Below are 18569 nucleotides of genomic sequence, written 5' to 3' on the forward strand. Positions count from 1 at the left end.
CCGCGCCGATGGACGGGGCATCGTCATGAGTGACGGCTGGAGCCAATTCGTCTTTCCGGGTGCGCTGACGTAGACTGACTCGTCGGCTCTCGTGTACCCGCATGTCCGCATGCGCCCTTAAGGGACGGGACATCAGGAGTCGATCAAGGTAGTCGATTCGAAGGGCGAAGCGTGGCCAAGAAGCAAGGTGCCATCGAGATCGAGGGCACTGTCGTCGAGTCTCTTCCGAACGCCATGTTCAAGGTCGAGCTCCAGAACGGCCACCAGGTCCTGGCACACATCAGCGGCAAGATGCGTATGCACTACATCCGCATCCTCCCTGACGACCGGGTCGTGGTGGAGTTGTCTCCGTACGACCTGACGCGTGGCCGGATCGTCTACCGCTACAAGTAGATCTTGCCCACGTCCCGTGTGAGCGGGCTGTCGGCAACTGACCCGGAGAACCTCACCCAATGAAGGTCAAGCCGAGCGTCAAGAAGATCTGCGACAAGTGCAGGGTGATCCGCCGTCACGGCCGGGTCATGGTCATCTGCGAGAACCCGCGCCACAAGCAGCGCCAGGGCTGACGCACGATCGACCGTTCCCTCTGCATCGATATCGCAGGGATTCGCGCGACGCGAGCTGAACGTGTTCATACGCAGGACCCAGACGGACGAGTGTCCGCCTGATACCCCCGGTCGGAGGCCGGGGACCCAGTTCGTACCTGGTACGGCGGCTGGGAGCCGGTCCTGCGGAAGACCTCCGAAGATCACCAGGAGCCATTGAATGGCACGCGTTTCCGGTGTTGACATCCCGCGCGACAAGCGCGTGGAGGTTGCCCTCACCTACGTGTTCGGCATCGGCCGGACCCTCTCCCAGGAGACGCTGGCAGCGACCGGCGTCAACCCGAACACCCGCGTTCGCGACCTCTCCGAGGAGCAGCTCGTCGCGATCCGCGAGTACGTGGACAGCAACATCAAGACCGAGGGTGACCTCCGTCGCGAGATCCAGGCCGACATCCGCCGCAAGGTGGAGATCGGCTGCTACCAGGGTCTCCGTCACCGTCGTGGTCTGCCCGTCCGCGGTCAGCGCACCAGCACCAACGCCCGCACCCGCAAGGGCCCGCGTCGCGCCATCGCCGGTAAGAAGAAGCCGGGCAAGAAGTAGTCCACAGCGGACATACCGTCCAGCGGTCTTCGCTGTAGGACCGACCACCTCCCGTAGGAGTACAGATGCCCCCCAAGGGTCGTCAGGGCGCTGCCAAGAAGGTGCGCCGCAAGGAAAAGAAGAACGTCGCTCACGGCCACGCGCACATCAAGAGCACGTTCAACAACACCATCGTTTCGATCACCGACCCGTCGGGCAACGTGATCTCCTGGGCCTCCGCCGGCCACGTCGGCTTCAAGGGCTCCCGGAAGTCCACGCCGTTCGCCGCGCAGATGGCCGCCGAGTCGGCCGCCCGTCGCGCGCAGGAGCACGGCATGCGCAAGGTCGACGTGTTCGTCAAGGGCCCGGGCTCGGGTCGTGAGACGGCCATCCGTTCGCTGCAGGCGACCGGTCTCGAGGTCGGCTCCATCCAGGACGTCACGCCCACCCCGCACAACGGCTGCCGTCCGCCCAAGCGCCGCCGCGTCTGATCTTCGACAGATCTGACGCAGGCCGCTTGGTCTGAGGTTTTCGGGCGGTATGGCTCTTCGGGGCCATATCGCCCGTACCCTTGTCAGCAGCATCAATTTCGGGCTACCGCCCGGTGGCAGGGCGTCAAATAGCGGGCGCCCCTGACAGAAGGAACGCAACATGCTGATCGCTCAGCGTCCCTCGTTGACCGAAGAGGTCGTCGACGAGTTCCGCTCCCGGTTCGTGATCGAGCCGCTGGAGCCGGGCTTCGGCTACACCCTCGGCAACAGCCTCCGCCGTACGCTCCTGTCGTCGATCCCGGGTGCGGCGGTCACGTCCATCCGTATCGACGGTGTCCTGCACGAGTTCACCACCGTGCCGGGCGTCAAGGAGGACGTCACCGACCTGATCCTCAACATCAAGCAGCTGGTCGTCTCCTCGGAGCACGACGAGCCGGTCGTGATGTACCTGCGCAAGCAGGGCCCGGGTCTGGTCACCGCCGCCGACATCGCGCCCCCGGCCGGTGTCGAGGTGCACAACCCCGACCTCGTCCTCGCCACGCTCAACGGCAAGGGCAAGCTGGAGATGGAGCTGACGGTCGAGCGCGGCCGCGGTTACGTCTCCGCCGTGCAGAACAAGCAGGTGGGCCAGGAGATCGGCCGTATCCCGGTCGACTCCATCTACTCGCCGGTTCTCAAGGTCACGTACAAGGTCGAGGCGACTCGTGTCGAGCAGCGCACCGACTTCGACAAGCTGATCGTCGACGTCGAGACCAAGCAGGCCATGCGTCCGCGTGACGCCATGGCGTCGGCCGGTAAGACCCTGGTCGAGCTGTTCGGTCTGGCCCGTGAGCTGAACATCGACGCCGAGGGCATCGACATGGGTCCGTCCCCGACGGACGCCGCGCTCGCCGCCGATCTGGCGCTGCCGATCGAGGAGCTGGAGCTCACCGTTCGGTCGTACAACTGCCTCAAGCGTGAGGGCATCCACTCCGTGGGTGAGCTCGTCGCTCGTTCCGAGGCCGACCTGCTCGACATCCGCAACTTCGGCGCGAAGTCGATCGACGAGGTCAAGGCGAAGCTGGCCGGCATGGGCCTGGCCCTCAAGGACAGCCCGCCCGGATTCGACCCGACCGCCGCCGCCGACGCCTTCGGCGCCGACGACGACGCGGACGCGGGCTTCGTGGAGACCGAGCAGTACTGATCTCCACCACCTCCGGGGTTCGCGTCAGCGGACCCCGGATCTCCGACAGACGACCGTCTGCTCGGATACTGACCTCGGTACCTGATACGGCCGGGGCAGACACCTAGGAGAAACACCATGCCGAAGCCCACCAAGGGTGCCCGTCTGGGCGGCAGTGCCGCGCACGAGAAGCTGCTCCTCGCGAACCTGGCGAAGAGCCTCTTCGAGCACGGCCGTATCACCACCACCGAGGCGAAGGCCCGCCGTCTGCGGCCGTACGCCGAGCGTCTGGTCACCAAGGCGAAGAAGGGCGACCTTCACAACCGCCGTCAGGTGCTCCAGGTCATCACGGACAAGAGCGTCGTCCACACGCTCTTCACCGAGATCGGCCCGCGCTACGAGAACCGCCCGGGTGGCTACACCCGTATCACCAAGATCGGTAACCGCCGTGGCGACAACGCGCCCATGGCCGTCATCGAGCTGGTCGAGGCGCTGACGGTTGCGCAGCAGGCGACCGGTGAGGCCGAGGCCGCCACCAAGCGTGCGGTCAAGGAGTCCGAGGAGGCCAAGGCCGCCGAGGAGACCAAGGCCGACGAGGTCGTCGAGGACGCCGCTGAGGAGTCCAAGGACGCCTGAGGCTCTGCCTTGCAGTGAACGGGTCCGCCCCTTGAGGGCGGGCCCGTTCCGCGTTTGTTGAGAGGATCCAGGAGTGAGTGACGAAGTACAGCCCGGGTTCGTGCGGGTACGGCTGGATCTTTCCTACGACGGTTCCGAGTTCTCCGGGTGGGCCAAGCAGGCCGGGGGGCGGCGGACCGTGCAGGGGGAGATCGAGGACGCGCTGCGGACCGTGACGCGGGCCGGGGGCACCACCTACGAGCTGACCGTGGCCGGGCGGACGGATGCCGGGGTGCACGCGCGGGGGCAGGTGGCCCATGTGGATCTGCCGGAGAGCGTCTGGCGTGAGCATCACGAGAAGCTGCTGAAGCGGCTCGCCGGGCGGCTGTCCAGGGACGTCCGGGTGTGGGCCCTGCGGGAGGCCCCCAGCGGCTTCAACGCGCGGTTCTCGGCCGTGTGGCGGCGGTACGCCTATCGGGTCACCGACAACCCGGGCGGGGTCGATCCGCTGCTGCGTAACCACGTCCTCTGGCACGACTGGCCGCTGGACGTGGACGCCATGAACGAGGCCGCGCGGCGGCTGCTCGGCGAGCACGACTTCGCCGCCTACTGCAAGCGGCGCGAGGGGGCGACGACCATTCGTACGCTCCAGGAGCTGAGCCTGGTGCGGGGCGAGGACGGGATCATCACCGCCACCGTGCGCGCCGACGCGTTCTGCCACAACATGGTGCGCTCGCTCATCGGGGCGCTGCTGTTCGTGGGGGACGGGCACCGGGACGCCGACTGGCCCGGGAAGGTGCTGGGCGCCGGAGTGCGGGACTCCGCCGTGCATGTCGTACGGCCGCACGGGCTGACCCTGGAAGAGGTCGGGTATCCGGCGGACGAGCTGCTGGCCGCGCGGAACAAGGAGGCGCGGAACAAGCGGACGCTGCCGGGCGCGCCCGGGGCCGGCTGCTGCTGACCCCGGACGGCCTTGTGGGCTACTGCGCGTCGGCCGCCGCCGACGCCTGGGCCTCGCCCCGGCGGCGGATCTGGCGGAATGTGAACTCGCCCAGGTTGTTGCCGGCGGTGAGGACGGCCGTGTCCTTCTCCGTCACGTCCTTGCCGTCGGTGAAGCCGGACACCGTGAAGTAGGCGTAGCGGCCGTAGGAGTTGGTGGTCGTGTAGCAGAACGTCGTACGGCAGAAGTCGGGGACGCCGTCGCCGGAGAGCGAGGTGATGATGCTCTTCTTGTCCGAGTCCGCCTTCACCTTGGTCGCCTGGGCCTCGGTGTCGAAGAGGGCGACGCCGACCGTGACCGCGATCTTGCCCTTGTAGTACGTCACGCGCATGACGCGGGTGCAGTCGTTCTTCGTCAGGACCTTGTCGAGGGTGCCCTGGACGGCCGAGGCGCAGTCGGTCGTGGAGGCCGTGGGGCCCTTGCGGTACACCACGTCGTCATCGTCCGTCACCTGGGAGCCCGGGAAGAGGATGTCGGGGCTGATGGCCGCCTTGTCCTTCTTCACATCGGAGATGAAGTCCTTCGGGTTCAGCGCCGGAGGGGCCGAGGTCGGCGCGAAGGACGGGTCCGCCTTGGCGCTGGCGCTCGGGATGTCCGCGGTGGCGGGCAGGTCGTTCGTGGGCTGGTTGGCCGTGGTGGAGCCGCTGTCGGCGCTGACGACGGCCATGGCCACCGCGGCGCCTATGCCGACCGTGGCGAGCGCGCCGCCGACGATCAGCATCAGTCTGCGGCGTTTGTTGCGTGATTCGGACTGTTCGGCCATGGCGGCCCAGTCCGGGGTCTGATTCGAGGAACCCCACTGCTGCTGCGGTTCGCCCCACGGATTGTGGGAACCCCCGGGGCTCCATTGGGACCCCCCCTGCCCATAGCTCATGGGCCGCATTTTAGACGGGTCAAGACGGGTGAAGGGGCGTGCTGCTCGGTCTCCTTGGGGACTTGAGCCCCTAGCGTGACCTGAGTGAGCACGGGCAAAAGTGGCAACTGTGGGTGGTCCGGGACGATCGCGCGCCGGGCGTCGGGCGAGCGGACCGGCGCCCTCGGATGGTGGGCGCGTTCCGCTTCGTGGCCGGCGTGGGTGGTGCTGGGGGTCGTGTTGTGCGCGCCGGTGGTGAACATGGCGCGGGGGTCGGCGGACGGCGGGATGGACAACGCGATCGTCGTACGGGCGGCGCGGACGTGGCTGGCGGGTGGGTCGCCGTACGACGATCCGCACTTTCTGTATCTGCCGAGTGCGGTGCTGGCGGCTGTGCCGGAGGCGGTGCTGCCGGTGGAGGCGCTGCGGCTGGTCGTGCCCGCGGTGGTGACCTCGCTGCTGGTGGTGGGGTGGGCGGCCGCGCTGCGGGTCCATGGGGTGCCGTGGCGGAGTCGGTTCGCGGTGGTCGGGCTGGTGGGGCTGGCGATGGGGTTCGCGCCCTTCGGGCATCTGGTGCGGCTCGGGAACTGGACGGCGGTGGCGGCGGCCGCGCTGCCGTTGGGGCTGCTGGCGGTGGTCCGGGGGCGGTGGGGCGCGGCGGGGCTGGTGTTCGGGGCGGCGGTCGCTCTGAAGCCGTTGCTCGCGCCCATGGCGCTGCTGTTCGTGTTCGCCCGGCGGTGGAGGGAGCTGGGCGTGATGGTGGGGGTGCCGGTGGTGGCCTCGGGTGGGGCGGCGCTGGTGATGCCGGATCCGGTGGGGTTCTTCACACGGACCCTGCCGTTTCTGGCGCGGGGCGAGGACCGGTTCGTACGGCTGTACGAGGCGTCGCCGGGGGCCGTGCTGATGCGGGTGGGGGTGCCGGAGGGGGTGGCCGTGGGGGTGGGGGTCGTGGGGGCGTCGGTGGGGGTGGGATGTGCGTTCCTGAGGTGGCGGCGGGGTGGGGAGGACGGGGGCGTGGGTGCGGAGGGGGCGCGCGTGGGGGAGACGGGGGCGTTGGTGATGCTCTCCGCGTTTCTGGTGTCCCGGCCGTCGTACGACCACTACCTGCTGGTGGTGGTGCCGGTGCTGGTGGCGGGGGTGTTGCGGGTGGGGGGTGTGGCGCGCAGTCCCTGGTTCTGGGTGGGGATGGTGCCGCAGGTGCCCGGGTTCACCTGGCCCTTTCTGGAGGTGGCGACTCGGCGGGCCTTCCGGGATGCTTTGAGTCTGTGTGTGGTGGGTGGGGGCGCGGCTTGGTGGGTGGTGGCTCGTCGGAGGGTTTCGCCCCCGCAGTCCCTGCCCGTCCCGTCACCAGGGGCTGCCGCTCCTTCGGCCCCGCCGCGCCCTCGAGCTCGGGGGTGAGTGAGCGCTGCGGCGGGCTCGTTTTGACCCGTGTGGGGGCGCGCGGGTATTCTGCATTTTCGTTATGTGTATTGGCTTGCTCATTCTCACGTGAGGGGCCCTTACACCGGTCCACCGGGCCGATGACCAGCGACCAGCACGCGGTATGCGTCACCGCAGTGCGGTCCGGGCTGTCGTGATCGTCTTCGGTGACCTTGTCAGGACCATTCACTGAAGAAGCGAAGGCTACGAACCGTGCGTACGTACAGCCCCAAGCCCGGCGACGTCACTCGCCAGTGGCACGTCATCGACGCTCAGGACATCGTCCTGGGTCGTCTGGCGACCACGGCAGCTAACCTCCTCCGGGGCAAGCACAAGCCGACCTATGCCCCGCACATGGACATGGGCGACTTCGTCATCATCATCAACGCCGACAAGGTTCACCTGTCCGGCAACAAGAAGACCCAGAAGCTGGCGTACCGCCACTCCGGTTACCCGGGTGGTCTGCGCTCCGTCCGTTACGACGAGCTGCTGGCGAAGAACCCCGAGAAGGCCGTCGAGAAGGCCATCAAGGGCATGATCCCCAAGAACACCCTGGGCCGTCAGATGCTCTCGAAGCTGAAGGTCTACTCGGGCGACCAGCACCCGCACGCTGCCCAGCAGCCGGTGCCGTTCGAGATCACCCAGGTCGCGCAGTAGTTCCGGCCACCCCCTAAGACGAAAAAGAATCTGAGGAGAATCGTGGCCGAGACCACTGTCGAGCAGCCGGTCGAAGAGACCGAGACCGAGCTCGTCGACATCGACAGCTACACCACCGAGTCGGACGTCCCCGTCGAGGGCGAGTACACCTCCGAGTCCCTCGCCTCCCGCTTCGGTGACCCGCAGCCGGCCGCCGGCCTGGGCCGTCGCAAGAACGCCATCGCCCGCGTCCGGATCGTTCCGGGCTCCGGCAAGTGGAAGATCAACGGGCGTACGCTCGAGGACTACTTCCCGAACAAGGTGCACCAGCAGGAGGTCAACGAGCCGTTCAAGGTTCTTGAGCTCGAGGGTCGCTACGACGTCATCGCCCGTATCGCCGGTGGCGGCGTCTCCGGCCAGGCCGGTGCGCTCCGTCTCGGTGTCGCCCGCGCGCTGAACGAGGCCGACGTCGACAACAACCGCGGCGCGCTCAAGAAGGCCGGCTTCCTCCGCCGCGACGACCGTGCGGTCGAGCGCAAGAAGGCCGGTCTGAAGAAGGCCCGCAAGGCTCCGCAGTACAGCAAGCGTTAATCACGCCGCTTCGCTGCACCGCAGGTATCGCCCCGGTGGCACGCTTCGTGCCGCCGGGGCGGTCTGTTTTCGGGGGCCGCCAGGCTTAGCCGGGGCGGGCGTTTTTCGCAGGGTTATCCACAGACTGCCGGTACAACCCCTATAGGGGGAGGACAGTCTCAGGGGATGTACTTGGTCCGGGGAGTGCCGGGACACTCAGTGGATACCTGGTACGAGCCGCACATTCTCAGCAATTCGGAGGACACCACAGTGGGACGACTCTTCGGCACGGACGGCGTGCGCGGTGTCGCCAACGCGGATCTGACGGCCGAGCTCGCGCTCGGACTCTCCGTCGCGGCGGCACACGTACTCGCCGAGGCGGGAACGTTCGAGGGCCACAAGCCGGTGGCGGTGGTCGGGCGTGATCCGCGAGCGTCCGGGGAGTTCCTGGAGGCCGCCGTGGTGGCCGGCCTCGCCAGCGCGGGCGTGGACGTCCTGCTCGTCGGTGTGCTGCCCACCCCCGCGGTGGCGTTCCTCACCGGCGAGCTGGGCGCCGACCTCGGCGTGATGCTCTCCGCCAGCCACAACGCCATGCCCGACAACGGCATCAAGTTCTTCGCCCGCGGCGGCCACAAGCTCGCCGACGAGCTGGAGGACAGGATCGAGGGCGTCTACGAGGAGCACCGGACCGGGGCGCCCTGGGACCGGCCCACCGGCGCGGGCGTCGGGCGCGTCAGCTCGTACGACGAAGGGTTCGAGCGCTACGTCGAGCATCTGCTCTCCGCGCTCCCCAACCGCCTCGACGGGCTCAAGGTCGTCCTCGACGAGGCGCACGGTGCCGCCGCCGGGGTCTCGCCGGAGGTCTTCAGGCGGGCCGGGGCCGAGATCGTCACCATCGGGGCCGAGCCCGACGGGCTCAACATCAACGACGGGTGCGGGTCCACGCACCTCGCGAAGGTGCGCGCCGCCGTCGTCGAGCAGGGGGCGCACCTCGGTATCGCGCACGACGGGGACGCCGACCGATGCCTCGCCGTGGACCACGAGGGCAACGAGGTCGACGGCGACCAGATCCTCGCCGTGCTCGCGCTGGACATGAGGGAGCGGGGGGCGCTCCGCGCGGACACCGTCGTCGCCACCGTCATGTCCAACCTCGGCTTCAAGCTGGCGCTGGAGCGGGAGGGGCTGCGGCTGGTGCAGACCGCGGTCGGGGACCGGTATGTGCTCGAGGAGATGAAGGAGCACGGGTTCGCCCTCGGTGGTGAGCAGTCCGGGCATGTGATCGTGCTGGATCACGCGACCACCGGTGACGGTACGTTGACGGGGCTGCTGCTCGCGGCTCGGGTCGCTCGGACCGGTCGTACGCTCAAGGAGCTGGCCGGGGTGATGGAGCGGTTGCCTCAGGTGCTCGTCAATGTGCCCGATGTGGATCGGGCCCGGGTGGGGACGTCTGTGGAGTTGGCCGAGGCCGTGGCTGAGGCCGAGCGGGAACTTGGGTCCACGGGGCGGGTGCTGCTTCGGCCTTCTGGGACCGAGCCGTTGGTTCGGGTGATGGTCGAGGCTTCCGACATCGAGCAGGCTCGGTCTGTTGCCGGGCGGCTGGCTGATGTGGTGAAGTCCGCGCTCGGCTGAATCGCCGGGTAGGGGCGTGGGGTTCTGTGGTTCGCGGGCTGCGGGTGATGCGTGGCTTGTCGCGCCCACGCGGCTGAGCCGCGAATCAGCAGAGCCCCGCGCCCCTTTCCCATGTGCCTCCTGGCTACAGGTTGCTGAACCGGCTGCGCTGCCTTGACCACAGCCACTTCTGGAAGAAGAGGGTGAGCGTGCCGGCCAGGACGATGCCCAGGAGGTTCAGGAGGAGCTGGTTGGTGGAGCCGACCGTCTGGGTCGTGTCGCCGTAGCTCAGGGCGACCGCCGCGTTGGCGGCTGCCGGGACCGTCGTGACCGAGATGGCCACGCCCACCAGGGCGCCCGACTTGGCCGAGGTGAGGGACAGGGTGCCCGCGATGCCGGCCAGGACCGCCACGACGAAGGAGAACGCGTCGGGGGCGTAGACGAAGCCGGTGTTGGGGCGGTCGTCGTCCAGCTGCTCCAGGCTGAACTGGCCGAGTGCGTCCATGAGGAGGCTGAACCCGACCGTCACGGCCATCGCCACCGCGAAGCCCACGATCAGGGCGGTGAGGGAGCGGAGCGCCAGGCGTGGGTGGCGTTGGACGATGGCCGTGCTGAGACCGGCCAGGGGGCCGAACTCCGGGCCCACCGCCATCGCGCCGACGATCAGGATCGCGTTGTCGAGGACCACACCGCAGGCCGCGATCATCGTGGCGAGCGTGAGGAAGGCGATGTAGGTGACGGAGAGCGTCGACTCCTCGTGCGTCGCGTCCGCCAGGTGCTCCCACAGCACCGCGTCCGCCCCCTCGCCCGGCGCCTCCTCCTCGGCCTTGTCGGCGCGCCTGGAGAGCGACAGATCGATGTTGTCGACGGCGATCGAGCCCGTCTTGTCGAGGTCCAACGCCCTTAGCGCGCCGATCAGTTCGTCGCCCGCCTCACGGGCGACGTCGCACATCACGACGTCGCCGGCGGGGTTGCGGGCGGCGCCCGCCAGGACGACGAGGTGGGTCGTGCCGACCGTCTTCTCGATCAGGCGGACCACTTCGTCGGTACTGTCGGACGGGGTGATGAGGCGCAGATGCAGCATGACGTCTTTCTAACAGGCCGTGGTTACGGCCTCCCGGACGCCTCACAGATTTGAACGGCCTCACAGCTTGCGCAGGCTGAGGCGTTGCACCTTGTGGTCCGTGCCCTTGCGGATGATGAGCGTGGCGCGGCCCCGGGTGGGGGCGATGTTCTCGACCAGGTTGGGCTTGTTGATGGTGCGCCACAAAGTGCGGGCGTAGTCGAGGGCCTCGTCCTCGGAGACCTGGGTGTACTTGCGGAAGTACGAGTCGGGCTTCTGGAACGCGGTCTGGCGGAGCTTCTTGAAGCGGTTGAGGTACCAGCGTTCGATGTCGTCGTGGCTCGCGTCGACGTACACGCTGAAGTCGAAGTAGTCGGCGAGACCGACCCGGGTGCGGCCGTCCTTGCCGGGGAGGGCGGGCTGGAGGACGTTCAGGCCCTCCACGATGAGGATGTCGGGGCGGCGGACCGTGAGCCGCTGCTCGGGGACGATGTCGTAGATGAGGTGGGAGTAGACGGGTGCCGTCACCTCGTCCTTGCCCGCCTTGATGTCGGCGACGAAACGGGTCAGCGCGCGGCGGTCGTACGACTCCGGGAAGCCCTTGCGGGAGACCAGGCCGCGGTTCTGGAGCTGCTGCATGGGGAGCAGGAAGCCGTCCGTGGTGACCAGTTCGACGCGCGGGTGTTCGGGCCAGCGGGCGAGGAGGGCCTGGAGCAGGCGGGCGACGGTGGACTTGCCGACCGCCACCGAGCCGGCGACGCCTATGACGAACGGGGTGCCGGACTGGGAGCCCTGTTCGCCGAGGAAGGTGTTCAGGGCGCCGCGCAGGCCGTTGGTGGCGCCGACGTAGAGGTTGAGAAGGCGGGAGAGCGGCAGATAGATGTCCCGTACCTCGTCGAGGTCGATGACATCGCCCAGGCCGCGCAGCTTCTCGACCTCCTCGGCATTCAGTGGCAGCGGCGTCTTTTCGCGCAGCGCGCTCCACTCGGTACGGGTGAGGTCGACGTAGGGAGTCGCCTCCGGCCTGGGCCGGTGGGCGCTCCGCGGCAACGAGGAGACCGGTGAGATCACAGTCCATTGTTAACGGAGTTCGAACGGGGTGGCGGGTGGGGTCCGTCACGCCTGGCGTACTCGGGTGCCTCCTGTGGGTGAACCGTGTCGAAGGTATGGACCTGGAGTGGTGAACGGGGCTAGCGTCCGGGCAGTCGGAAGGGAGCCGCCTTCCGGCTGTCCACGCGGGTTTGGGGTGTCTGCCGCCATGCGTTTCCAGAACGTCCTGCGTCCAAGATCTACGCGCGATGATCAACCGGACCTCGCCGGGCGCGTGTACAGCGAACTGTCGGTCGATCTGCCGGACGAGGACCTCGGGGAGTACCTCTACGACTGCATCGACATGTACCGGATGGGGAGCAAGCCTCGGTGTGAGGAGGTCGAGTATCTGGGGATGGTGCAGGAGGCGATCGAGCGGATCGAGGACGGGGAGTGAGCGGTTCTTCGGTGACGGGTCAGCTCGTGATGTCGCGCCAGGCCGCCGGGATCGCCTCCGCCACGTCGTGCGCTCCCGCCGGGGCGCCGTCAGCGGCGTAGCGGCCCGCCAGGCCGTGGAGGTACGCGGCCGCGCTCGCCGCGTCCAGGGGCGTGAGGCCCGCGGCGAGGAGTGAGCCCGCGAGGCCGGAGAGGACGTCGCCGCTGCCTGCCGTGGCGAGCCAGGGGGTGCCGGTGGGGTTGACGCGGACCGGGGTGCCGGGGGTCGGGTCGGCGACGAGGGTCGTGGAGCCCTTGAGGAGGACCGTCGCGTCGTAGGCGCGGGCCAGGTCGCGTACGGCGGTGAGGCGGGCGGCCTCCACCTCCTCGCGGGAGACGCCGAGGAGCGCCGCCGCCTCGCCCGCGTGCGGGGTCATCAGGGTGGGGGCCGTGCGGGTGCGGACCGTGTCGCGGTCGGCCAGGCGCAGGCCGTCGGCGTCGAGGAGGACGGGGACGTCCGTGGCGAGGGCCTCGGCGACGGGGGCCGCGTCGTCGCCCACGCCCGGGCCCGCCACCCATGCCTGGACCCGGCCGGCCTTCTTCGGGCCGCTGTCCGAGACCAGGGTCTCCGGGAAGCGGGCGAGGACGGAGTCCGCGGCCGGGCCCACGTACCGGACTGCTCCCGCGCCGCCGCGCAGGGCGCCCGCGACGGCGAGTACGGCCGCGCCCGGGTAGCGCGCCGAGCCCGCCGCGATGCCCACGACGCCTCGGCGGTACTTGTCGCTCTCCGGGGACGGGTGGGGGAGCAGGGCGGCCACGTCCGGGTGCTGGAGGGACTCCAGGTCGGGGGTGGCGGGGAGGGTGTCGTCGAGGCCGATGTCGATCAGGCGTACGGAGCCGGCGTACGCGCGTGCCGGGTCGATGAGCAGGCCCGGTTTGTGGGTGCCGAAGGTGACGGTGAGGTCGGCGTGGACGGCCGGGCCGTGCACCTCGCCCGTGTCCGGTTCGATGCCGGAGGGCAGGTCGACGGCGATCACGATGGCGGGGGAGGCGGCGGCGAGTTCGGCGAGGGGGGCGGCTTCGGGGCGGAGGCCGCCGCGGCCGCCGATGCCGACGATTCCGTCGAGGACGAGGTCGGCTCGGGGGATGAGGGCGGGGGCGGCCTGGGGGCTCGCTGTGGTGCCGCCCGCCTGGAGGAGGGCCTTGAGGGCGGTGGGGTGGGTGCGGTCCGGGTTGAGGAGGATCGCGGTGACGGCTGCGCCGCGTCTGGCGAGGCGGGCGCCCGCGTAGAGGGTGTCGCCGCCGTTGTCGCCGCTGCCGGTGAGGAGGAGTACGCGGCTGCCGTAGACCCTGCCGAGGGCGTCGGCGCAGGTTGCGGCGAGGCCTGCGGCCGCGCGTTGCATGAGGGCGCCGTCGGGGAGGCGGGCCATGAGGGTGCGTTCGGCTGAGCGGACGGTTTCTACGCGGTGGGCTGAGCGCATGGGGTCGAGTCTGCCTGGTGGGGGGTGGGGTGTGCAGCCTGGGGGGCCGTATGGGAGGCGGTATGGGGGGCTTGAGGCGGGGTTTTGCTGCCGGGGTGGCGGTACGGGGTGTTGGAGCGCGGGGTTTCGGTACGGAGGCCTGTGGTGCGGGTTCCCTGCCTGGAGCCGGGGGCTCTTGCTGGGCGGGGGAGGTCGCACGGCCCGGCGCTTACGGGGTGCCGCTGCGCCCACCCGTGCCGCCCCAGCGGCACGAATGCCCGCAGCTAAGGGCGGCGCGAATGCACGCAGCTAGGGGCGGCGCGAATGCACGCAGCTAGGGGCGGCGCGAATGCACGCAGCTGTGCGGCCCCAGCGGCGCGAATGCCCGCAGCTGTGCGGCCCCAGCGGCACGTGCCCGTAGTCCGCAGCCACGGCGGGGCTAGCCCTCCGCCACCACCACCGCCGAAGCCACCCCCGCGTCGTGGCTCAGGGAGATGTGCCAGGACTTGACGCCCAGCTCGGCGGCTCGGGCTGCCACCGTGCCGGTCACTCGGAGGCGGGGTTGGCCCGAGCTTTCGACGCAGACCTCCGCGTCGGTCCAGTGCAGGCCGGCGGGGGCGCCGAGAGCTTTGGCGAGGGCCTCCTTCGCGGCGAAGCGGGCCGCCAGGGACGCGATGCCCCGCCGGTCGCCGCTGGGGAGGAGCAACTCGGCGGGCAGGAAGAGGCGTTCGGCCATGCTGGGGGTGCGTTCCAGGGCGGCCTGGAAGCGGTCGATCTCGGCGACGTCGATCCCGACTCCGATGATGGGCATGGACTGCACCCTACGGTGCCCCCACCCCCAACACGGCTTCGCCCGCGCTCACTCCACCGTCACCGACTTCGCCAGGTTCCTCGGCTGGTCCACCTCGTTGCCGCGGGCCGTCGCCAGTTCGCAGGCGAAGACCTGGAGGGGGACCGTGGCGACCAGGGGCTGGAGGAGCGTGGGGGTGGCGGGGACGCGGATCAGATGGTCGGCGTACGGGACCACGGCCTCGTCGCCCTCCTCCGCGATGACGATCGTGCGGGCACCCCTCGCGCGGATCTCCTGGATGTTGGAGACGATCTTGTCGTGGAGGAGGGAGCGGCCCGCGGGGGACGGGACCACGACGACCACCGGGAGGTCCTCCTCGATCAGGGCGATCGGCCCGTGCTTCAGCTCGCCCGCCGCGAAGCCCTCCGCGTGCATGTACGCCAACTCCTTGAGCTTCAGGGCGCCTTCGAGGGCGACCGGGTAGCCGACGTGTCTGCCCAGGAACAGGACCGTGTCCTTGGCCGCGAGCGTGCGCGCCAACTCCCGTACCGGCTCCATCGTCTCCAGGACCCGCTCCACCTCGCACGAGATGCGGGAGAGGTCGCGGATCACCGCCCGGATCTCGTCGCCCCACTTGGTGCCGCGAACCTGACCGAGGTACAGCGCGACGAGATAGCAGGCCACCAGCTGCGTCAGGAACGCCTTCGTCGAGGCGACGGCGACCTCCGGGCCGGCGTGCGTGTACAGCACCGCGTCCGACTCTCGGGGGATCGTCGAGCCGTTGGTGTTGCAGATGGCGAGGACCTTGGCGCCCTGCTCGCGGGCGTGCCGCAGCGCCATCAGCGTGTCCATCGTCTCGCCCGACTGGGAGATGGCGATCACCAGCGTGCGCGGGTCGAGGATCGGGTCGCGGTAGCGGAACTCGCTGGCCAGCTCCACCTCGCACGGGATGCGGGTCCAGTGCTCGATGGCGTACTTGGCGATCATGCCCGCGTGGAAAGCCGTACCGCACGCGACGATGACGACCTTGTCCAGCTCGCGCAGTTCCGACGTGCTGATCCGGACCTCGTCCAGCGTCAGGGAGCCCGAGCCGTCGATCCGGCCCAGCAACGTGTCCGCGACCGCCTTCGGCTGCTCGGCGATCTCCTTGAGCATGAAGTAGTCGTAGCCGTCCTTCTCCGCCGCCGACGCGTCCCAGTCGACGTGGTACGAGACGACGTCCGCCGGGCGGCCGTCGAACGTCGTCACCGTCACGCCGTCCCGGCGCAGCTCCACCACCTGGTCCTGGCCCAGCTCGATCGCCGACCGCGTGTGGGCGATGAACGCGGCGACGTCCGAGGCGAGAAAGGCCTCGCCCTCGCTGACGCCGACCACCAGCGGGGAGTTCCGGCGCGCCCCCACGACCACGCCCGGCTCGTCCGCGTGCACCGCGACCAGCGTGAACGCGCCCTCCAGCCGGCGGCACACCAGCCGCATCGCCTCCGCCAGGTCCGCGCACGAGGAGAACTCCTCGGCGAGCAGATGCGCCACCACTTCCGTGTCCGTCTCGGAGGCCAGGTCGTGGCCCCGCTCGGCCAGTTCGGCTCTCAGCGCGGCGAAGTTCTCGATGATGCCGTTGTGGACGACGGCCACTCTGCCCGCGTTGTCCAGATGCGGGTGGGCGTTGGTGTCCGTGGGGCCGCCGTGGGTCGCCCAGCGGGTGTGGCCGATTCCGGTCGAGCCCGTCGGCAGCGGTCTGCCGACGAGCTCCTTCTCCAGGTTGATCAGCTTCCCCGCCTTCTTGGCGGCGGCCAGGCCCCCGTCGGCGAGCACCGCCACGCCCGCCGAGTCGTACCCCCGGTACTCCAGCCGCCTCAGCCCGGCCAGGACCACGTCCAGCGCCGACTGCGAGCCCACGTATCCCACGATTCCGCACATACCGAACCCAACCCCTTCAGGACCACCGGGAAGCGACTGCGAAGCGACTTGTTGTGTGCCTGTAGTTACTGTACGTGACATTGTGGCGCTCGGTGAGCCCTCGGATCGGGTGACCTCCCGAGCGCGGCGCACCCCCACGCGCGCGTGCGCCACGTATCGCTGATCGCATGGCAAACAGACATCGCATGACAAACAGACATCTGGTGTTCCGGGGCGTCGCGGTCGTTCTCGCCCTCACCGCCGCGCTCCCCATGGACGCCGCCGCGGCCGACCCCGCGCCGCCCGCGCCGAAGCCGCGCGCCGAGCAACTCGTCCCCGGAGTGCCGCCGGGCCCCCACCAGCCCTGGCAGCTCGACACGCCCGATCAGGCGCTGCCGCCGCGCGTGTACACGCCGAGCGCGGAGGAGGAGGCGAGGGAGCCGAAGGACGCGCCCCCGGGGACGTACGACCTCATCGAGTACGTGCCGCTCAGTGAGGCGGTGCGCGGGGTCGAGGTGTCGTGCACCAAGCTGACCGGCCCTTATCAGCGTCAGGTGGAGCGGTGGCTGAAGCTGAAGGTGGACGGGAAGCAGTCGCGGGCGGACTGTCTCGCGATCCGGGCCTTCCAGCTCAAGTACCTCATCAAGCCCGCGATCGGCTTCGCCGGGCCGGTGACCTGGGCCAAGATGCGGCTGCTGTCCGCCAGGAAGAACCCCAACGCGGCCGGGAAGTGCCCCGTGCGCACCTACCGGGTGGCCTGTGTGGACCTCTCCCGGCAGCTGACCTGGGTGCAGAAGGGGAAGAAGGTGCTGTTCGGCCCGGCGCCGATCCGCAGCGGCCGTAAGCAGTACCCGACCCGTGCCGGCTGGCACAGCGTGTACTGGAAGCACAAGAACCACTGGTCGACGCTCTACAACCAGCCCATGCCGTACAGCCAGTTCTTCAGCGGCGGGCAGGCGTTCCACGCGGTGTACGGGTCCCTCGACACGGAGATCGGGTCCATGGGGTGCGTGAACATGCGGCTGGCGGACGCGCGGAAGTTGTGGGACGTGCTGAAGACGAAGGACCGGGTGTTCGTGTGGGGGCGGCGAGTGGGCCTGTGATCCCCGTGAGCCATTCCAGGGCGAGCCAGGGGCTGTCGGAGCTCTCTGAGACACTGGGGCTGCCATGACTGAGACCGTTCCCCTTCCGATCGAGGCCCTGCGGGCCCGTGCCGAGATCGATCTGGCCGCCCTGCGGGCCAACGTGCGTACGCTCCGCGCGCTCGCGCCGGGCGCTGCTCTGATGGCCGTCGTGAAGTCCGACGCGTACGGCCACGGGGCGGTGCCGTGTGCCCGCGCGGCAGTCGAGGCGGGGGCGACCTGGCTCGGCACGGCCACGCCCGAGGAGGCGTTGGCCCTGCGTGCGGCCGGGTTGCCGGGGCGCATCATGTGCTGGCTCTGGACCCCGGGCGGGCCCTGGCGCGAGGCCGTCGAGGCCGATCTGGACGTCTCGGTCGGCGGCATGTGGGCGCTGCGCGAAGTCACCCGCGCGGCACGCGAGGCGGGCGTACGCGCGCGCGTGCAGCTCAAGGCCGACACCGGCCTCGGGCGGGGCGGCTGCCAGCCGGACGACTGGCCGGAACTGGTCGCCGAGGCCCTGCGCGCGGAGGCGGCGGGCCTCGTGAGTGTCACCGGCCTCTGGTCGCACTTCGCCTGCGCCGACGAGCCCGGGCACCCCTCCATCGCCGCCCAGCTCACGCGCTTCCGCGAGCTGGTGGCGTACGCCGAGGAGCAGGGCGTACGCCCCGAGGTGCGGCACATCGCCAACTCACCGGCCACGCTCACCCTCCCCGACACCCACTTCGACCTCGTCCGGACCGGCGTCGCGGTCTACGGCATCTCGCCCAGCCCCGAACTGGGCAGCTCGGCCGACTTCGGGCTGCGCCCGGTCATGCGGCTCAGCGCCTCGCTCGCCCTGGTCAAGCACGTACCGGGGGGTCACGGCGTCAGCTACGGACATCACTACGTCACCCCGGGCGCCACGACCCTCGGCCTGGTCCCCGTCGGCTACGCGGACGGCATCCCCCGGCACGCCTCCGGGACCGGGCCCGTCCTGGTCGGCGGCAAGTGGCGGACGGTCGCCGGGCGGGTCGCGATGGACCAGTTCGTCGTCGACCTCGGCGGGGACGAGCCCGCGGCCGGGGACGAAGCCGTGCTGTTCGGAGCGGGTGACGCGGGCGAGCCGACGGCCGAGGACTGGGCGAAGGCGGCGGGCACCATCGCGTACGAGATCGTGACGCGCATCGGAACGCGCGTTCCGCGCGTCTACGTGAACACCGGTGTGTGAACGCCGATGAGTGAACGGCCACTTTCGAACGCGCGTACGTGATAAGCGAACGAGACGGGTAACCCCGGCACAGGTGTGCACATGAGCAG

At 69.8% G+C, this 18569-nt stretch carries 20 protein-coding genes; 14 read left to right on the forward strand and 6 right to left on the reverse strand.

What is annotated here, in order from left to right; translation table 11 throughout:
• Positions 1–171 precede the first annotated feature (171 nt).
• The 7 genes from infA to truA all read left to right on the forward strand — a co-directional run bounded on the left by infA (position 172) and on the right by truA (position 4354).
• On the forward strand, positions 172–393 hold the full coding sequence (gene infA, locus SGFS_RS35385) for a translation initiation factor IF-1 (protein WP_003948620.1): 222 nt from the start codon (positions 172–174) through the stop codon (positions 391–393).
• Positions 394–452: 59 nt separating this feature from the next.
• Entirely contained in the window at positions 453–566 is a 114-nt protein-coding gene (rpmJ, locus tag SGFS_RS35390; protein WP_003998809.1) for a 50S ribosomal protein L36, read from the forward strand.
• A gap of 199 nt (positions 567–765) precedes the next feature.
• Positions 766–1146 carry a 30S ribosomal protein S13 gene (rpsM, locus tag SGFS_RS35395; RefSeq protein ID WP_286256238.1) on the forward strand — a complete coding sequence of 127 codons (381 nt, stop codon included), beginning with the start codon at positions 766–768 and terminating at the stop codon, positions 1144–1146.
• A gap of 65 nt (positions 1147–1211) precedes the next feature.
• The gene (gene rpsK, locus SGFS_RS35400; protein WP_003956432.1) at positions 1212–1616 is read left to right on the forward strand and encodes a 30S ribosomal protein S11; all 405 of its coding nucleotides are present in this window, start codon (positions 1212–1214) and stop codon (positions 1614–1616) included.
• Positions 1617–1776: 160 nt separating this feature from the next.
• Entirely contained in the window at positions 1777–2799 is a 1023-nt protein-coding gene (locus tag SGFS_RS35405) for a DNA-directed RNA polymerase subunit alpha (RefSeq protein ID WP_003966937.1), read from the forward strand.
• Between the two features lie 117 nt (positions 2800–2916).
• Positions 2917–3414, forward strand: coding sequence for a 50S ribosomal protein L17 (gene rplQ / locus SGFS_RS35410; protein ID WP_286256239.1), 498 nt, complete (start codon positions 2917–2919; stop codon positions 3412–3414).
• Between the two features lie 73 nt (positions 3415–3487).
• The gene (gene truA, locus SGFS_RS35415) at positions 3488–4354 is read left to right on the forward strand and encodes a tRNA pseudouridine(38-40) synthase TruA (protein WP_286256240.1); all 867 of its coding nucleotides are present in this window, start codon (positions 3488–3490) and stop codon (positions 4352–4354) included.
• A gap of 19 nt (positions 4355–4373) precedes the next feature.
• Here truA and SGFS_RS35420 read toward each other — a convergent pair whose 3' ends face one another.
• Positions 4374–5267, reverse strand: a complete 894-nt coding sequence (locus SGFS_RS35420; protein ID WP_286256241.1) for a hypothetical protein — start codon at positions 5265–5267, stop codon at positions 4374–4376.
• Between the two features lie 84 nt (positions 5268–5351).
• On the opposite strand from SGFS_RS35420, the gene SGFS_RS35425 reads away from it, so the two are divergent.
• From SGFS_RS35425 to glmM, 4 genes are all read left to right on the forward strand, one after another.
• Positions 5352–6644, forward strand: coding sequence for a glycosyltransferase family 87 protein (locus SGFS_RS35425; RefSeq protein WP_434028104.1), 1293 nt, complete (start codon positions 5352–5354; stop codon positions 6642–6644).
• A 234-nt stretch (positions 6645–6878) separates the two neighbouring features.
• A complete protein-coding gene (rplM, locus tag SGFS_RS35430) occupies positions 6879–7322 on the forward strand; it encodes a 50S ribosomal protein L13 (protein WP_045559465.1) in 444 nt (147 codons plus the stop codon).
• 42 nt (positions 7323–7364) lie between these two features.
• Positions 7365–7892, forward strand: coding sequence for a 30S ribosomal protein S9 (rpsI, locus tag SGFS_RS35435; RefSeq protein WP_286256242.1), 528 nt, complete (start codon positions 7365–7367; stop codon positions 7890–7892).
• A 249-nt stretch (positions 7893–8141) separates the two neighbouring features.
• Complete coding sequence (gene glmM, locus SGFS_RS35440; RefSeq protein ID WP_286256243.1) at positions 8142–9500, forward strand: phosphoglucosamine mutase; 1359 nt, start codon at positions 8142–8144, stop codon at positions 9498–9500.
• 124 nt (positions 9501–9624) lie between these two features.
• Here the strand turns inward: glmM and SGFS_RS35445 are convergent, their stop codons facing one another.
• Positions 9625–10563 carry a DUF389 domain-containing protein gene (locus SGFS_RS35445; protein WP_286256244.1) on the reverse strand — a complete coding sequence of 313 codons (939 nt, stop codon included), beginning with the start codon at positions 10561–10563 and terminating at the stop codon, positions 9625–9627.
• Positions 10564–10623: 60 nt separating this feature from the next.
• On the reverse strand, positions 10624–11613 hold the full coding sequence (gene coaA, locus SGFS_RS35450; protein ID WP_286256245.1) for a type I pantothenate kinase: 990 nt from the start codon (positions 11611–11613) through the stop codon (positions 10624–10626).
• Positions 11614–11800: 187 nt separating this feature from the next.
• Between coaA and SGFS_RS35455 the strand changes: the two genes are divergently transcribed.
• A complete protein-coding gene (locus SGFS_RS35455; RefSeq protein WP_286256246.1) occupies positions 11801–12028 on the forward strand; it encodes a hypothetical protein in 228 nt (75 codons plus the stop codon).
• A gap of 19 nt (positions 12029–12047) precedes the next feature.
• Here SGFS_RS35455 and SGFS_RS35460 read toward each other — a convergent pair whose 3' ends face one another.
• The 3 genes from SGFS_RS35460 to glmS form a co-directional block, all read right to left on the reverse strand.
• Positions 12048–13487 carry an NAD(P)H-hydrate dehydratase gene (locus tag SGFS_RS35460; RefSeq protein WP_286256247.1) on the reverse strand — a complete coding sequence of 480 codons (1440 nt, stop codon included), beginning with the start codon at positions 13485–13487 and terminating at the stop codon, positions 12048–12050.
• Between the two features lie 418 nt (positions 13488–13905).
• The gene (locus tag SGFS_RS35465) at positions 13906–14277 is read right to left on the reverse strand and encodes a holo-ACP synthase (RefSeq protein WP_286256248.1); all 372 of its coding nucleotides are present in this window, start codon (positions 14275–14277) and stop codon (positions 13906–13908) included.
• Between the two features lie 48 nt (positions 14278–14325).
• On the reverse strand, positions 14326–16173 hold the full coding sequence (gene glmS, locus SGFS_RS35470) for a glutamine--fructose-6-phosphate transaminase (isomerizing) (protein ID WP_286256249.1): 1848 nt from the start codon (positions 16171–16173) through the stop codon (positions 14326–14328).
• A gap of 185 nt (positions 16174–16358) precedes the next feature.
• Here glmS and SGFS_RS35475 point away from each other — a divergent pair, with 185 nt between their 5' ends.
• Together SGFS_RS35475 and alr are read left to right on the forward strand one after the other, a co-directional pair.
• Complete coding sequence (locus tag SGFS_RS35475; protein WP_286256250.1) at positions 16359–17255, forward strand: L,D-transpeptidase family protein; 897 nt, start codon at positions 16359–16361, stop codon at positions 17253–17255.
• Positions 17256–17319: 64 nt separating this feature from the next.
• A complete protein-coding gene (gene alr, locus SGFS_RS35480) occupies positions 17320–18480 on the forward strand; it encodes an alanine racemase (RefSeq protein ID WP_286256251.1) in 1161 nt (386 codons plus the stop codon).
• The last annotated feature ends 89 nt before the right edge of the window (positions 18481–18569 follow it).

The sequence above is a fragment of the Streptomyces graminofaciens genome (assembly GCF_030294945.1).
GTDB classification, from domain to species: domain Bacteria; phylum Actinomycetota; class Actinomycetes; order Streptomycetales; family Streptomycetaceae; genus Streptomyces; species Streptomyces graminofaciens.

Bases quoted from the DNA above. Each gene is read 5' to 3' on its own strand.
- SGFS_RS35475 (WP_286256250.1), top strand. From the start codon at position 16,359: ATGACAAACAGACATCTGGTGTTCCGGGGCGTCGCGGTCGTTCTCGCC.
- SGFS_RS35445 (WP_286256244.1), bottom strand. From the start codon at position 10,563: ATGCTGCATCTGCGCCTCATCACCCCGTCCGACAGTACCGACGAAGTG.
- SGFS_RS35420 (WP_286256241.1), bottom strand. From the start codon at position 5,267: ATGAGCTATGGGCAGGGGGGGTCCCAATGGAGCCCCGGGGGTTCCCAC.
- SGFS_RS35465 (WP_286256248.1), bottom strand. From the start codon at position 14,277: ATGCCCATCATCGGAGTCGGGATCGACGTCGCCGAGATCGACCGCTTC.
- rpsM (WP_286256238.1), top strand. From the start codon at position 766: ATGGCACGCGTTTCCGGTGTTGACATCCCGCGCGACAAGCGCGTGGAG.
- SGFS_RS35405 (WP_003966937.1), top strand. From the start codon at position 1,777: ATGCTGATCGCTCAGCGTCCCTCGTTGACCGAAGAGGTCGTCGACGAG.
- rpsK (WP_003956432.1), top strand. From the start codon at position 1,212: ATGCCCCCCAAGGGTCGTCAGGGCGCTGCCAAGAAGGTGCGCCGCAAG.
- alr (WP_286256251.1), top strand. From the start codon at position 17,320: ATGACTGAGACCGTTCCCCTTCCGATCGAGGCCCTGCGGGCCCGTGCC.
- rplQ (WP_286256239.1), top strand. From the start codon at position 2,917: ATGCCGAAGCCCACCAAGGGTGCCCGTCTGGGCGGCAGTGCCGCGCAC.
- SGFS_RS35455 (WP_286256246.1), top strand. From the start codon at position 11,801: ATGCGTTTCCAGAACGTCCTGCGTCCAAGATCTACGCGCGATGATCAA.
- glmS (WP_286256249.1), bottom strand. From the start codon at position 16,173: ATGTGCGGAATCGTGGGATACGTGGGCTCGCAGTCGGCGCTGGACGTG.
- rpmJ (WP_003998809.1), top strand. From the start codon at position 453: ATGAAGGTCAAGCCGAGCGTCAAGAAGATCTGCGACAAGTGCAGGGTG.
- SGFS_RS35460 (WP_286256247.1), bottom strand. From the start codon at position 13,487: ATGCGCTCAGCCCACCGCGTAGAAACCGTCCGCTCAGCCGAACGCACC.